Here is a 13,781-nt window from a genome sequence, read left to right as displayed (position 1 = left end):
AAAACGGCCCCGGATCATCTCCGGGGCCGTTGTCGTTTCAGCCGATGACGGTCACTGCGCCGCGAGCGGCGGCGCCTCGACCTCGATCAATCCGCCGGTCCGCAGCGCACCGAATTTGATCACGGCCGACACCAGTGCGTCGATATCCGTCTCCGCGGTGCGATGATTGACGATCGCTGCACGGATCGCGAACTTGCCGTCCAGCGTCGTGCTCGACGGCGCCGCAATGCCGGACTCCTGGACGTCGGCGACGATCTCGCGATTGACCGCATCATCGGCACGGTAGCGGAAGCAGACGATGTTGAGGTTGACCGGCGCAAGCAGCTCGAGCCGCGGGTCGGCGAGCACGCGCGTCTCCAGATATTTTGCCAGTGCGCAGCTTCGCGCGATCATCGCACCCAGCCGCTCGGTGCCGAACGTCTTCAGCGTGAACCAGGTCTTCAGTGCACGGAAGCCGCGCGACAGATCGGGACCGAGATCGCACGGCCAGACAGCGCCGGCCGCAAGTCCCCTCGCCTCGCGGCTCAGATAGGCCGCCGGCTGCGCGAAGGCCTGCCGATGCCGTTCGCCGTCGCGCACCAGCAGGAAGCCGGCGTCATAAGGCACCTGCCCCCATTTGTGGAAATCGAGCGCGATTGAATCTGCGAGCGCAATGCCGTCGAGCAGCGGCGCGAGCTCGGGCGAGAGGATCGCGAGCGCGCCGAAGGCGCCGTCGACGTGAAACCAGATCCCCTCCTCGCGGCACAAATCCGCAATCGCCTCGAGATCGTCGATCGCGCCGATGTCGACGGTGCCGGCGGACGCCGTGACCAGGAACGGCTTGAAGCCGACCTCGCGATCGATCGCGATCTGCGCGCGCAGCGCCGCGACGTCGATCCGATGATCGGCGTCGACGGCGATCTTGCGCAGTGCGTCGGTGCCGAAGCCTGCGATGTCCATCGCGCGGGAGATGCAGCCGTGTGCAGCCTTCGACGCATAGGCCGTCAGCAGCGCGCCGTCATTGCCGATACCGTGTTGCCGCGCCAGCGTGCCCAGCGCGCTCGTACGCGCCACCAGCACCGCCATCAGATTGGCCATCGACGTGCCGGTGACGAAGATGCCGCTCGCGCCTTGCGGAAAACCGAACAGGCCGCGCATCCAGTCGACGATCTGGCGCTCGACCTCGATCGGCATGTGATCACGCCCGCCGAGATTGGCGTTGAGGCCGGCTGCAAGCATCTCCGCGACCATGCCGACGGCAGTGCCGCCGCCATGCACCCAGCCCATGAAGCCGGGATGAACGTTACCAGTCGCGTAAGGCGCGACGTGCTCGGAGAATTCGCGATAGACTTCGGCGAGATCGGTCGCGCCACGCGGCAGGTCGGTTCGAACTGCCGCGCGAACCTCGTCGGGGATCGCCTGCCAGACCGGACGCGCGCGGACATTAGCGATGCCGTCGATCGCCTCGTCTAGCATGCGATGAGCGAGTGTACGAAACTCGCTCCAGTCCTGCGGATCGAGCGAGCCGTTCGTGACGACGGCTTGCGTGTTGCGGATGATCTCGTTCATGCTGCGCTCTCCACGCCCGCCTTGTCACTCGCCTTAACGTGCCGCGACAACATCGCGGTGAACGCGGCAAAGATCTTGCGCATCTGCGGCGGCTTGTATGGAAACACGACCGGCGAATCCATGTTGTGCACGACAGCAGTATTGTCGGCCTCGAACACCAGCAGCTCGCCGTTCCGGTTCTCGGCGCAATCGACGATGAAATAATCGAGACCGACGCGCCCGCTCATCTCGTCGAGCGCATTCTTGTGGCGCGCTGCGAAGGCACGGTCGAAGTCTTGCATGAAGATGGCTTCTTCAGCCCGCTTCTCTTCGCTGAACGCCATGTAGGCGTTGAGATACCAGATGTCCCAGCGATCGGCGATCGCCATGTGGCAGGCATAGGGCTTGCCGTCGATCATGGTGAGCCGGATTTTGCGATAGAGCCCGTCGGGGCCCACGTAGTCGACGAAGCGCGCGACGAAGAAGTCCTGCTCTTCCCGCTCGGCAAGATAGGCCGCGAGCGCGGGAGCATCGTCGAGCTTCGCAAGCCCGACGCCGGCATGCGTGCCGCGCGGCCGCGCGATCATTGGAAAGTGCAATTCGCCGGTGATGTCCTTGCAGGCGATCTGCCCTTCCGCGAGAGCCGACAATTGCGCGCGCGTCGCGTGGGCCGTCACGGGGATGTCGAGACCGGGGATATCAGCCAGCAGCCGATACAATTTGTCGCGATCGAGATTGCCGATCAGTTCAGGACGATTGAGCATCGGTCGCGGCCAGCGCGGCGCGGCCTTTTCGATCAGCGCAAGCGCTTCGCGGCACTCCTCGGAATCGGATGCGACCACGATGGCGATGTCGTGATCGGGCAGCGTTTCCGGCAAGCCTGTTCCCTTGGTGACATAGAGTGTCAGGAGTTCGATGTCGGAGCCTTCGAGCAGGAATTCGATCGGCGTGTTGCCGCCCATGTCGATGTCGGCTGCGAGCGCAAGCACGCGCAAGCCCGGCTTCGGCACGGCTGCGGGCGTGCGAAACAGTTGATGGAAGGAGAGCACCTCCGACTGGATCACGAGCCCGGCCTCCTTCTCGCCCATCAGCTGGGCGATCAGCGACAGGTCCAGGCCCTCGCCCGCATGCGCCGTGCCCTCCGTGACCCGCGCCAGCAATTGGTCGCGCAACGGGTGCAGATCGACGCCCTCGAAAGCCTGGCGCGTCAACTGCGCAAAGCCGATACGGTCGGCATAGTTCGGCGCTGAAAGCGGATGCAACATCTCACACCTCGAATACGGGCTCCGCCGGCACGGCGGCGGCACGGTCAAGCAACAGTTCGATCTTCACCAGGACGTCGGCGATGCGATCGAGGACGTGCTGCACATTAAGTTGCGCTTGCGCAGTATCGGCCGACCACGCGTCGGTGACCAGCCGCGCACCGACGCACAGCCGCAGCGCGGCTTGCGGTGCGCCGTCCGGTTGCTCCAGCCGAACCGGCTGGCCGACGAGACAGCGTTGCGCGGCAACCTGCCGGTCCGCCGCGCTGCCGACGATGTCGCCGTTCATGTCGCGCGCCAGCGCGCGATGCACGGCGCCGGTGTCGGCGATGGATGCCGGCTTGCCGTTGCGCAGTAGCGTAAACGGAAAGATCGTGCGCTGCGCGAATTCCTCGTCGTCCGCGTCGGCCTTGTCGAAGGCTGCCGGTACGACGCGCAGCGACGGCGACAGCGCGATCATGTCGTCGATGCCGGCCGCAAGCTCTGTCATTGTCTTGGCGCGGAACGCGCCGGGCACCGCGTAGTAGCTGCCGATCTCGGCCAGCGCCGCTTCCCAGCGCAGCCATTGGCCGAAATTCGGACGACGTTCGAAGCGGGAACGCAGCGCCGTCCACGACATCGGCCAATCGCAGCGGCCGGCATAGTCGAAGAAGCCCGGCGCGATCCCTTCGATCCGATCGAGCGACCGCGACAGGCCCTTCGGCACCAGCAGCGCGCCGCTGAAGGCCGGGCCGCCGAAGAATTTCGAGCCGGTGATCAGCACCATGTAGCCGTGATCGAGATAGGAGCGCAGCCGCCCGCGGCCGAGCCGCGCCTGACAGGCATCGACGACGATTTGAACCTTGCGCGGCCAGCGCCGCGCGATCTCATCGAGACAGGCGGCGCTCGGCGCACGCCAGCCGAGCTTTGACGAATCCATGATGTGCAACAAAACGCGCCGGCCTTGCGCGAGGCTGTCCTCGATGGCACGTATGACCGCAGCATCCGCATCGGCGCGCATCGCAACGCCCGAGGCGGCGTCGAGCAGCGGCACCGCGATGCCGCCGCCGGCAAGGCCCGCGATCGCAGCGTCCTTGTGCACAGCGACCCCGCTCGCCGTCATCGTACTGAAATGATGCCCGCGCGCGGTCTGCGCGGTCCCGCTGCCGGTCTGGTCGGCGCCGACCACGATCGTCACCGGCGGTGCGCCGAGCACCGCGCGGGCCAGGAACAGGGCATGGAGCTGGGAATCCGTGCCCGACGGCGAGAACACCAATTCGACGCGCGGCGGCAGCTGGAAGTGTCCGCGCAATTCGTCGCGCATATCCTCGCAGCGCCGGTCGAAGGCGATCTCGACCTCGTCGAACAACGATTTATGGACCAGCTCCTCGCGCGCCAGCGCGGCGCGGTCATAGGCGGCCTGCGAGATCGTTGAAGCCGTCGAGGAGGCGAAATTCCAGATCTCGGGTTCGGGAGACGGCGCGCAGCCATAGGCGTTGACCCGGTCTCCCGGGTCAAGCGCCAGCCGCGCATCTCCGCCGGAGACGAGCAGCGTATCCAGCGGCGTGAAGAGATCGCGCAGGCGATAGCGCGAGCCGCCCTCAGACGCTCGCTCGGTGTCTGACCAACGGGATGCGCCGATGCTCATCCCGGCAGGCTCACGCCGCGTCGGCCGCAGCCGCGGGGGCCAGCGCGAATTGCGAGGCGATGTCGCCGTGGAACACCGACGGCCCAACATGGTCGAGCGAGCTCTGGATATCGGCCCAGATCTCGCCGCCGATGTCGGTCCAGCGTTTGCAGAAGGCGAAATCTTCGGAGAGATAGGTGCCGGTCACCGGATCGATCATGCATTCGAACAGCGCGAACCGGTTCTGGCTCGCGACGAGCGAGTCGTGCGAATGCTCACGGAAGAACTGCAAATTGGCATAGTCCGGATGGCGGCACATCGCCTCCAGCGCACTGCGCCGGATCATCAGGAAGCCGGTGCCGGCATAGCGCACGCGGGTAAAACCGTTGACCACCACGATGCGGTCGGGGTCCTCGATTTCGAGCACGTAGTCGAGCGAGGCCGCGGGCACGTCAGTCCGGCCGGCCTGGATTGCCCGCCTGGCCTTATCCCAATTGACTCGCTTGATCGGATAGCACCCGGCGACGATTTCGGCGCCGGATTCGATCAGCCGGAACACCTGCTCGGGCCTGAAGCCGATATCGGCATCGATGAACAGGAAATGCGTCGCGTCGGGATCGTCCAGAAACAGTGTGACCAGATTGGCCCTCGCCCGCGTGATCAGCGCGTCACCGTCTCGTAGATGCACCTTGAGCCCGAGATTGGACATGCCGTGCACGGCGCGCTGCAGCGCGAAGATCGAGCTGGCATAAATGCTCGACACCTGCCCGCCGAAGCACGGCGTGGCCACCACCAATTGCATCTTCTCCGACATCGACGGCTCCGCGCCCCGCTCAAATCCTCACCAAGAGGTAAACAGGCATGGTTAACGGCGCCTTAATGCGCCGTTACAGGTACTTGACCAGCGAGAGCTGCGCGAGGTTGGCGGTAGTCTGGTAGGACGCCTGCAGCGCGTTCTGAAGCGACAGGATTTCGCTCGCGACCTGGTCGGGCGAGGCCGACTCCGCCTGGTCGACGATGGTCTGAAGCTGCGCCTTCGCCTGGGTCTGGCGTGTGCTCGCATCCTTCATCGTGTTCTGAGCCATCGCGATGTCGGTCTGGATGTCCTCGATCTTCTGCTGTCCGGGCTGCGGCGTCAGCGCCTGCGTGGTGCGCAGGCTCAGCGCCGCGACCTGCGCGCCCGAATATTGCCCGGTCGGCGAGGTCGAGAACGTGCCGTACACGGCGACCGCCTGCAGCTGGCTGCGGATCGCGTCCTCATCGGCCTGCGCGCCATATTGCACCGTGACGGAATCGTCGACCCGCGCCACCGCGGTCGAGCGCGCCGAGCCCGGCCCGTCATTGCCGGTGTACCATTTCACGGTATTGGCCGTGCCGTTCACCAGCGTCGTCGCCGAGCTCGCGGGCGTTGAGCCGACGCGCAGCGGCGGCTGCGTCGCGGTGATCGGCGACGAGGCGAAGCCAAGCGCGCCGAGCGCAGCCGTCGCGCCCGGCGTCGCGCCCGAGATGCTCAGGCTCGCCGCGTCGTCGGTGTTGACCGTGATCGAGCCGCCATGGATCGTCGACGGCTTCGAGGTGCCCGTGATGGCGTCGATCTTGCTCATCAGCGTCTGGATGCTATCGGTGACGTTGAGCTGGTTGCCGGTCGCGCCCGAGGCGACGAAGCTGAGCGTGGTGCCGTTGACGGTGATGCTGTCGCCGGCGGAGAAGCCCGATGAGATCGAGTCCGAGGGCGCCGTGCCTGACAGCGCGGTGGTGCCGCTGATCGGTGCCGCCGGGGTCGCCTGGTTGGTCTCGGCAGCGCCGATCGCCGAACTATCCGTGTTGAAGAAATTGTCGCCGGCGGCGACGGCGGATGCCGCCACCAGCGAGGTGCTGGCAAGCTTCGTGATCGCGGTGTTCAGCGCGGTGTTGAGGCTTGTCGCCGTGTTGGCCGGGTTGACGGGGGTGCTCGCATCGATCGCAAAGCTCCCGACCGGCGTCGGTGTCGCGCTGGACGCAGTCAGGTCGATCTGCTCGGTCGAGCCGTCCGGCAGCGTGAACTGAACGCTGAGCTTGTCGCCATTGTTCGGATTGACGCCATTGAGATTCACCGAGAATGACACCGGCGAACCGCTCGGGCCGGTGACCGTCGCGCCCGTCAGCGTCGAGGAGACCGCCGCGATCTTGAGCCCGAACGGTGACGTCGCCGAATCCTCCTGCACCTGTATCGCGCCCGACGCCAGCGTCGACTGAACCAGCCGCCCCGTGCCGTTGGCGCCGAGGTCGGCGGCCTGACGCTCGGCCATGACGGTCTTCAGGCCCGCCTGCGTCGTGGTGCCGTTGATGATGTCACCGGCGTTCGCGACCGATTGCGTGTTGTAGGCGGTCCCGGAGAACAGATAGCGGTTGCCCGATTGCGTGTTGAGGACGCCGACCATCGAGCCGAACTGCGCCGCGGCGGTGTTCTGCGCGACCGTCTGGCCGTTGACGTTGAGATCCTGCGAGGAAGTCGCGGAGCCCGTCTGCACCGTGCTGCGGATCGTCGTCAGCGACTGCAGCGCCGTGTTGGCGAGGTTGATGTTGACGTTGACGTTGGTCATCGTGTCGGTATAGGCGGCGATGTTCGAAAGCTGCGCGCGCGAGGCGATCGCAAAGCCTTCGTTGGTGCCCATGCCGGAATAGTTCTGCGACAGCTTGCCGGTCGACAGCTGCGTCGACAGGTTGGTGAGCTGCTGATTGATGTTGCGGATCTGCGCGCCGAGGACCGACGAGCCGTAATTGATGCTGCTGATCGACATGTTTCAGAGCCCTGTACTGGTTACCCTTGAGCCTGGAGCAAGGTGGTCATCATACTCTGCACCACCGACATGACGTGGGCGTTGGCGGCGTAGGCATTCTGGAGCTGGATCAGGTTCGACATCTCCGAGTCCAGATTGACGCTGGAGGTCGAGTTGAACTTGGCCTGGAGCGTCGAGACGACGACGCTCTGGCCCTGCTGGAGCTGGGTCGCCTGGGTCGAAGCGTTGCTCTGGACGCTCAGGAACTGCTGGAGATAGTTCGAGACGCTGCCGCTGAACGGCTGGCTCGCCGAACCGAGACCCGTCTGCGGCGAATAGGAAAACACCGTGTTGGTGAGCTGCGAGTAGAGATAGTCCGAACGCGTGGTATCGCCGGTAGGCGTCACCGGCGACGTGCTGTAGACCGACAGCTTGGTCGGGTCGGTGACCAGCGACGGATTCACCGAGATGCGTCCGGCAAGACCGGTCATCTGCGAGCCCGACGCCGTGATCGCACCGGTATAGAGCGCCGTGCTGCCGTCGGTGAACAGCGGCAGCTGCGGACTGCCCGAAGTCAAGGACGTGATCGTCTTGGTGATCGACGCCGAATTGACCTTGGCAAGGCCGCTGTTGTCGTCCGTGACGCGCAGCGTCGTCGCGGTGGCCGGAGACGGCGCCGCGGAGAACGTCAGGTGCGAGCCTGGAAGCGCGGTGTTGAGCGCCGAGGCAATCGCGCCCATCCCGCCGGAAAAATTGACGCCGATCTGCATCGGATTGGCGTTGGTCGCGTTCTGGAGCGGCAGCGCCGCCGGATCGGTCACGTTCACCAGCGTGATCTGGCGCTGCGTGTTGGTGGAGTCGGTGTAGGTAAAGTTGGCAGTGTTGCCCGGCTGCGCACCGGCGAGATCGATATCGAAGCCGGCGGGCGGACCGGAGACGGTGCTGCCCGCCGTGGTCTTGTCGGACAGCGCGCTCGACATCGTCGCGGCCAGCTGGTCGACTTGGGTCTGCGCCTGCACCAGCGTCTGGTCGCGCAGCTTCAGATCGGCTGCGATCTGGCCGGAGGAGACCACGCTGTTGCCGGCGACGTCGATCGACGCGCCGTTCGGCAGCTTGATGTTGAACGCACCGACGCCGGACTTGGCCGGATCGGTGTTGTAAAGCGAGGTCGCCCCCAGCGCGCCGGCAGACGTGAAGGAGAATTGCGAGGCGAGCCCCGCGCCGACGAGCTGGATGCCCGTGGTGGTGTAGATGTTGGCCTGGTTCGATCCGTCGGTGGTGACGCGGACGTCGACATATTTCGACAGCGAGTTGATGGCCTGGTCGCGCTGGTCCATCAGCGTCGCCGCGGACGGATCGGTCGACGCCAGGCCCTGCAGCTTGGTGTTGATGTCGGCAATCTGGTTCATGGCCGCGTTGGCCTGCTGCGCCGAGGTGCCGAGATCCTGCTCGACATTTGAGCGCAGCGACTGGATGCCCTTGGTGGTGACGTTGAGCTGCGTTGCCAGTGCCTGCGCCGCACCGACCGCGACCGTCTGCGCCGACGACGAGCCGGCGCTCGTGGACAGCGCCTGGAGCGAGCTGGTGAAATTGTTCAGCGCCGTTTCAAGCGTGCCGCTGCCGCCGGGGTTGCCATAGACATTCTGAAGCTGCTTCAGAATATTGGCCGTCTGGTCGGCATAGCCGCTGCCGCCGGTCTCGGTACGCAGCTGGTTTTGCACATAACTGTCGATGTCGCGGCTGACACCGGTCGTCTTCGCGGTCGAGCCGAAATCGCCGGTCGTGACTTCGATCTGATTCGGCGTCTGGGCGACGTAGCCCGGCGTCTGCGAGTTTGCGACGTTCGAGGAGACGATCGACAGCGCGGCCTGGTTGGCGCGCAGACCGCTCATCGCACTGGCAAGGGCTGAACTCAAACCCATGTTGACTAGCCGCCTTTGGTTACGTTACGCGCCGATCAGCGCAACACGTTCAAGAGGTCCTGCACCATCGAATTCGCCGTCGTGATCACCTTGGTGTTGGCCGAATAGGCCTGCTGGGTCACGATCAGCTTGGTGAACTCGTCGGCGATGTCGGTGTTGGATCCCTCCAGCGACGAACCGCTGATGGTGCCCGAGGCGCCGGCGATCGCCGGGCCCGACTGGTCGGTCACGGCATAGGCGCCGCCATCGAGTGCCTTCAAATAGTTGGTGCCGTTGAAGTGCGACAGCGTCACCGAGGCGAGATCGAGGTTCTGACCGTTGGAGAAGGTGCCGACCACGAGGCCGTTGTTGTTGACGGCGACCGAGCGAAGCTGACCGGCGGCGTAGCCGTTCTGTGTGATGGTGTTGATGGTTACCGCGCCGCTGGTGCTCGCATATTGCGTCAGCCCGCCCGAGGAGATGTTGAACGCGACCGAGCCGAGCGATTGGCCGCTGACGGACACGTTGGGGATCGTGATGCCCGAGCCGCTCGGCGAGGTGAGCGAACCGTCGCTGGCAAAGGTGAAGGTCTGGCCGGTATTGACCCAGCCGACCGTCGAGCCGGTCGCGTTCGGATCGGTCTGATAGAACAGGTTCCAGCTATCGGTATGTCCGGTGCCCAGCGACGCACTGTCGGTCTTGGCCCAGCGCAATTGCAGGTTCACCGGCGTGCCCGCCGCGTTGTAGGCGGTCACCGCGCCGCCGCTGATCGATTCCTTGGTGAAGGTGGCGATGTCGTTGCCGATCACGGTGCCGGTGCCGGCGGTGCCGCCGCCGTCGCGATTCTTGCTGATCGATGACGTGAAACCAAGTGCAGCGAAAGCAGCACTTGCGGTGGAGGAGCCACCCACGGCGAGCGTGAGGTCTTTGGCCGTGCCGGTGTTCAGCGTGACCACGCCGGAGGAGCTGATCGAGGAGCCGGTCGCGCCGCTGAGTCCATCGATCTTGCCGAGCAGGGTCGTGATGTTGTCGGTAATGTTGATCTGGTTCGGCCCGCTGGCGCCCGACGCCATGAACGTCAGCGTCTGGCCCGCGCTCGTGCCGTCGACATAGATGACGTCGCCGGCCTGGAATGCCGTCGAGATAACTTCCGCGCCGCCCGCCGTGGCGGCGCCGCTCAGAACCGTCGAGCCGGTGATCGCAGGGGTCGACAGCACGTTGCCGCCGCGCGCCACGGTGCTGAGACCGAGCGCCGTGGCCGCCGCGCCGCTCGTGACGGCCACGTCGGTGGAGGTGCCGGTCGCGATCTGGATATTGCCGCTGGCGCTCAGAGTCACGTTGGCGGCGGGGACGCCGGCCGCTGTCGCGACCGCGTTCAGGATATCAGATACCTTCGCCGTGCTGCCCGCGGCCAATCCAATCGTGGTATTGCCGCTGGCTGTCGTGACAGTGGTGACGGTGGGGTCGAAGGTGATGGTGTGGGCGGTGCCGCCGACGCCGGTGATGGTCAGGGTCGTACCGGTCGTGCCGTTGGCGAGCGCGCTGAGAATGGTCCCGCTGAGATGGGGTGTCGTCCCGGAGTCGAGCGAGGTAGTCGTAGCTGCAGCCGCCGATGCACTGTCCTGCAACGCGACCGAGCCCGTACCGGTCGTCGAGGTATAGGCCGAGCGCAGATTGCCGGTGGCCGCCGCGCCGGAGATCGTTGCACTGGTGTAGGGCGCGGGCGGCGTGCCAATCGACAGCGGGTTTGCGGCATAATCCGACGGATTGAGCCCACCGGCAGCCAGCAGCGTACCGCTTTGCGCCGTCGCGCTCGCCACCGTGTTCGGCTGCGTCGGCAGGTTCGCCGCATAATCGATCGAGGTCGTCGCCTGCGCCGGGACGAAATTGTTCTGGAATTGCAGCACGGTCGGCACGCTGCCGGTCGGATTGCCGGTCTTCGGGTCGACCGTAACGCCCATCAAATAGTAGCCGGCGCCGTTGACCAGATTGCCGTTGGCGTTGACCTGGAAGTCGCCGCGTCGGGTGTAGTTGGTGACGCCGTTGAATACCGGCACGTTGTCGACGACGCCGCTCGCGGCCTGCACCGAGAAGAAGCCGTCGCCGGTGATCGCCATGTTGGTGGCGACGGTGGAGGACGAGATCGTGCCCTGGGTGGTGATGGTTGCCTGCGCATGCGCGGTGACGCCGCCGGCGACCTGTTTGCTCGGCACGGAGGCATCGGGGATGAGATCCTCGAAGCTGGTCCCGATGCCCTTGTACGCGGTGGTGGATGAGTTCGCGATGTTGCCGGAAATGTTCTGAAGCGCGTAGGACTGCGCCTGCAGGCCACCCACCGAGGTGTTCATTGCATCGAAGATACCCATAACTTTGTCTCCAAATCCGATCTCGGCAGCCGGTCGACCATGGCCGCAGTCGGGGGAGACATTCGCAAGGCCTATGCCAATGCGGGTATCTTCATGAAATCAATGACTTGAATAGAAAGGCCCCGGTCGGATGACCGGGGCACAATTGCCGGGCCGGCAACAATTGCCGGGGAAACGCGTCAACTGAAGCCTTACGTCGCCGAGGGAGACGCCGGGTGGAACACCAGGCCGAAACCGTCGATGCAGTAGCGCAATCCGGTCGGCTTCGGACCGTCGTCGAAGACGTGGCCGAGATGGCCGCCGCAGCGCCGGCAATGCACCTCGGTGCGGAGCATGCCGAAGGTACGGTCCTCGGTCTTGCCGACATTGCCCTCGATTGGCTGGTAGAAGCTCGGCCAGCCGGTGCCGCTCTCGAACTTGGTCTCCGAGGCGAACACCGGCAGGTCGCAGCCGGCGCAAGCGAACACACCCTTGCGATGCTCCTTGAGCAGCGGACTGGAGCCGGGCCGCTCAGTGCCCTCCTTGCGCAGGATCTCATATTGCTGCGGCGTGAGCTGGGCGCGCCATTCGGCATCGGTCTTCTCGATCTCGAACCTCTCAACCGCCTTCTCACCAGCCTTGGCCGGAGTTGCTCTCAGCCAGCGGAAGGCCGAAAGGCCAAACAGGCCCGCAACGGTCGTCAACAGGATGCGGCGGTCAAACATGTCTTTCTCCGTGCGCGGGAAGTTCACGCCCTGAGATACGGGTTCTAACGGGGGACGTTACACGTCCAGGCGGGATTTTTCTCAACTTATTGCGAGACGCCCTGATCTTGAGGGACCGGTTCCCCACCTTCGGCCACCTTTGGCTGCGGCGACGGGGCCGGCCGCGGCCGAACCCCGGGCGGCGGACGGCGTGGACCAGTGCCGGCGGCCCGGTTGGCCTCGGCCAGCCGCGCTTCGCGCGCCCTGTCCTTGCCCCGCGCCCGCTCCCGGTAGCGGGCAAGCGACCCGGCAGCGGCGGAACTCGCCCTGCCCCAGATGCCGACCAATTGGGCCGCGACCCGTCCGGTGGTGCCGCCCGCCCAAACCAGCTCGAACGGCGAGAACAGCCGCCAGCGCTCGTCGCCCCAGAGGATGCTGCGCGCGATCAGCTGCCCGGCCAAAGCGGAGGTGTTCATGCCCTGGCGGCCGAACCCGCTCGCGACCCACAGGCCTTTGCGCAGCTGGCCGATCTGCGGCATGCCGTGCACGGTCTGGCCGGTGGCGCCGCCGAACGTCTCGGTGATCTCGACATTGCCGAGCTGCGGGAAGATCGATCGGATCCGCCGCCTGACGGGACCGGCAAAGCGCTGCGGCCGCGCCGCCCAGGTGGTCTCCGGGCTCTCCCACATCAGGCGGTCGCCGTCGACGATGCGAAAATGGTCGACGCCGTCGGAATCCATCACCGATCCCTTGAAGCCGATGATCTCGTGCACGCGCTCGCCGAGCGGTGCAGTGATGCCGGCATAGCGCCAGACCGGCAGCAGCGTCTCCGACAATCGCCGCAATGGCGCGCCGAGATGGATGTTACCTGCGAGCACGATGTGCGTGGCGCGCAACCGCGCCGACGGCGTCACGATGCGCTTGCGGATGCCGGAATGATCGATGCTGACGACCGGCGTATCCTCGAAGATGCGGGCCCCTGCCCGCCGCGCCAGCGCGGCCAGGCCATGCACATATTTGCGGCCGTCGACCTGGAACGCTTTGGGATAATAGACGCCATGGAAATAATGATCGGTCTTGAGCGCCGCGCGAACGCGATCGACCTGCCAGCCCTCGACCTCGGTGTCGAAATCCTCGTTCAGCATCTGCAGCCGGCTGATCAACCGGTCGCCGGCATCGACGTTGGAGACCTCCAGCACGCCGTCGGTCAGGCCGATGCCCGGCATGTTCTCTTCGGTGGCGTTGGCACGGACGAACTCGGCGCCCTCCTTCGAGAGCGTCCACAATTCGCTGGCGTCCTCGAAGCCGATGCGCTCGATCAGTTCGGTGAGCGGCAGCGCGAAGCCCGGCGTCACGGTGCCGAGCTGGTTGCCGGAGGCGTTCCAGCCGATATGGCGGCCCTCGAGCACCGCGACACTGGCCCCGAGCCGGGCCGCCTCCAGCGCAATGGAAAGGCCGGCAAGCCCGGCCCCGATCACGCAGATATCGGCGTCGAGATCGAACGACAGCCGCGCACGTTCACGAAAGCCGGCTTCTTCCTGGGACACGCTTGTGAAAGTCTCGCTCATGTCGTTTTCTTAGAGCATGATCCGGAAAAGTGTGCAGCGGTTTTCTCATCGCGCTTTAATGGATCAATCGGGCGCTTGTCACCTTGTCCTCAACTGGCCCCTGTAGATT

Annotated in this window: 9 protein-coding genes; all 9 read right to left on the bottom strand. The window is 65.5% G+C overall.

The genetic code is table 11. The annotated features are described in order from the left end of the window. Positions 1–51: 51 nt before the first annotated feature. On the bottom strand, positions 52–1,548 hold the full coding sequence (locus JJE66_RS32010) for an aspartate aminotransferase family protein (RefSeq protein ID WP_200519407.1): 1,497 nt from the start codon (positions 1,546–1,548) through the stop codon (positions 52–54). Continuing rightward, complete coding sequence (locus tag JJE66_RS32005) at positions 1,545–2,792, bottom strand: RimK family alpha-L-glutamate ligase (protein ID WP_200519405.1); 1,248 nt, start codon at positions 2,790–2,792, stop codon at positions 1,545–1,547. The genes JJE66_RS32010 and JJE66_RS32005 overlap by 4 nt, the downstream gene beginning before the upstream one ends. 1 nt (position 2,793) lies before the next feature. After that, positions 2,794–4,416 (bottom strand): hypothetical protein, encoded by a 1,623-nt coding sequence (locus JJE66_RS32000; protein ID WP_200519402.1) that lies wholly within the window; start codon positions 4,414–4,416, stop codon positions 2,794–2,796. Between the two features lie 10 nt (positions 4,417–4,426). Beyond that, positions 4,427–5,209 (bottom strand): hypothetical protein, encoded by a 783-nt coding sequence (locus JJE66_RS31995; RefSeq protein WP_200519400.1) that lies wholly within the window; start codon positions 5,207–5,209, stop codon positions 4,427–4,429. A gap of 73 nt (positions 5,210–5,282) precedes the next feature. Then, complete coding sequence (locus tag JJE66_RS31990; RefSeq protein WP_200519398.1) at positions 5,283–7,175, bottom strand: flagellar protein; 1,893 nt, start codon at positions 7,173–7,175, stop codon at positions 5,283–5,285. Between the two features lie 20 nt (positions 7,176–7,195). Then, complete coding sequence (gene flgK, locus JJE66_RS31985; RefSeq protein WP_200519396.1) at positions 7,196–9,076, bottom strand: flagellar hook-associated protein FlgK; 1,881 nt, start codon at positions 9,074–9,076, stop codon at positions 7,196–7,198. A gap of 35 nt (positions 9,077–9,111) precedes the next feature. Further along, positions 9,112–11,421: a flagellar hook-basal body complex protein gene (locus JJE66_RS31980; protein WP_200519394.1), complete on the bottom strand. Its 2,310-nt coding sequence runs from the start codon at positions 11,419–11,421 to the stop codon at positions 9,112–9,114. A 191-nt stretch (positions 11,422–11,612) separates the two neighbouring features. Next, positions 11,613–12,125 carry a peptide-methionine (R)-S-oxide reductase MsrB gene (gene msrB / locus JJE66_RS31975; RefSeq protein WP_200519391.1) on the bottom strand — a complete coding sequence of 171 codons (513 nt, stop codon included), beginning with the start codon at positions 12,123–12,125 and terminating at the stop codon, positions 11,613–11,615. Positions 12,126–12,211: 86 nt separating this feature from the next. Then, positions 12,212–13,672: an FAD-binding oxidoreductase gene (locus JJE66_RS31970; RefSeq protein ID WP_200519389.1), complete on the bottom strand. Its 1,461-nt coding sequence runs from the start codon at positions 13,670–13,672 to the stop codon at positions 12,212–12,214. Positions 13,673–13,781 lie beyond the last annotated feature (109 nt).

This window comes from Bradyrhizobium diazoefficiens, from assembly GCF_016612535.1.
GTDB lineage: Bacteria > Pseudomonadota > Alphaproteobacteria > Rhizobiales > Xanthobacteraceae > Bradyrhizobium > Bradyrhizobium diazoefficiens_C.
This window is presented reverse-complemented; position numbering and strand designations above follow the sequence as displayed.

Bases quoted from the DNA above. Each gene is read 5' to 3' on its own strand.
- JJE66_RS32010 (WP_200519407.1), bottom strand. From the start codon at position 1,548: ATGAACGAGATCATCCGCAACACGCAAGCCGTCGTCACGAACGGCTCG.
- JJE66_RS32005 (WP_200519405.1), bottom strand. From the start codon at position 2,792: ATGTTGCATCCGCTTTCAGCGCCGAACTATGCCGACCGTATCGGCTTT.
- msrB (WP_200519391.1), bottom strand. From the start codon at position 12,125: ATGTTTGACCGCCGCATCCTGTTGACGACCGTTGCGGGCCTGTTTGGC.
- JJE66_RS32000 (WP_200519402.1), bottom strand. From the start codon at position 4,416: ATGAGCATCGGCGCATCCCGTTGGTCAGACACCGAGCGAGCGTCTGAG.
- flgK (WP_200519396.1), bottom strand. From the start codon at position 9,076: ATGGGTTTGAGTTCAGCCCTTGCCAGTGCGATGAGCGGTCTGCGCGCC.
- JJE66_RS31980 (WP_200519394.1), bottom strand. From the start codon at position 11,421: ATGGGTATCTTCGATGCAATGAACACCTCGGTGGGTGGCCTGCAGGCG.
- JJE66_RS31970 (WP_200519389.1), bottom strand. From the start codon at position 13,672: ATGAGCGAGACTTTCACAAGCGTGTCCCAGGAAGAAGCCGGCTTTCGT.
- JJE66_RS31995 (WP_200519400.1), bottom strand. From the start codon at position 5,209: ATGTCGGAGAAGATGCAATTGGTGGTGGCCACGCCGTGCTTCGGCGGG.
- JJE66_RS31990 (WP_200519398.1), bottom strand. From the start codon at position 7,175: ATGTCGATCAGCAGCATCAATTACGGCTCGTCGGTCCTCGGCGCGCAG.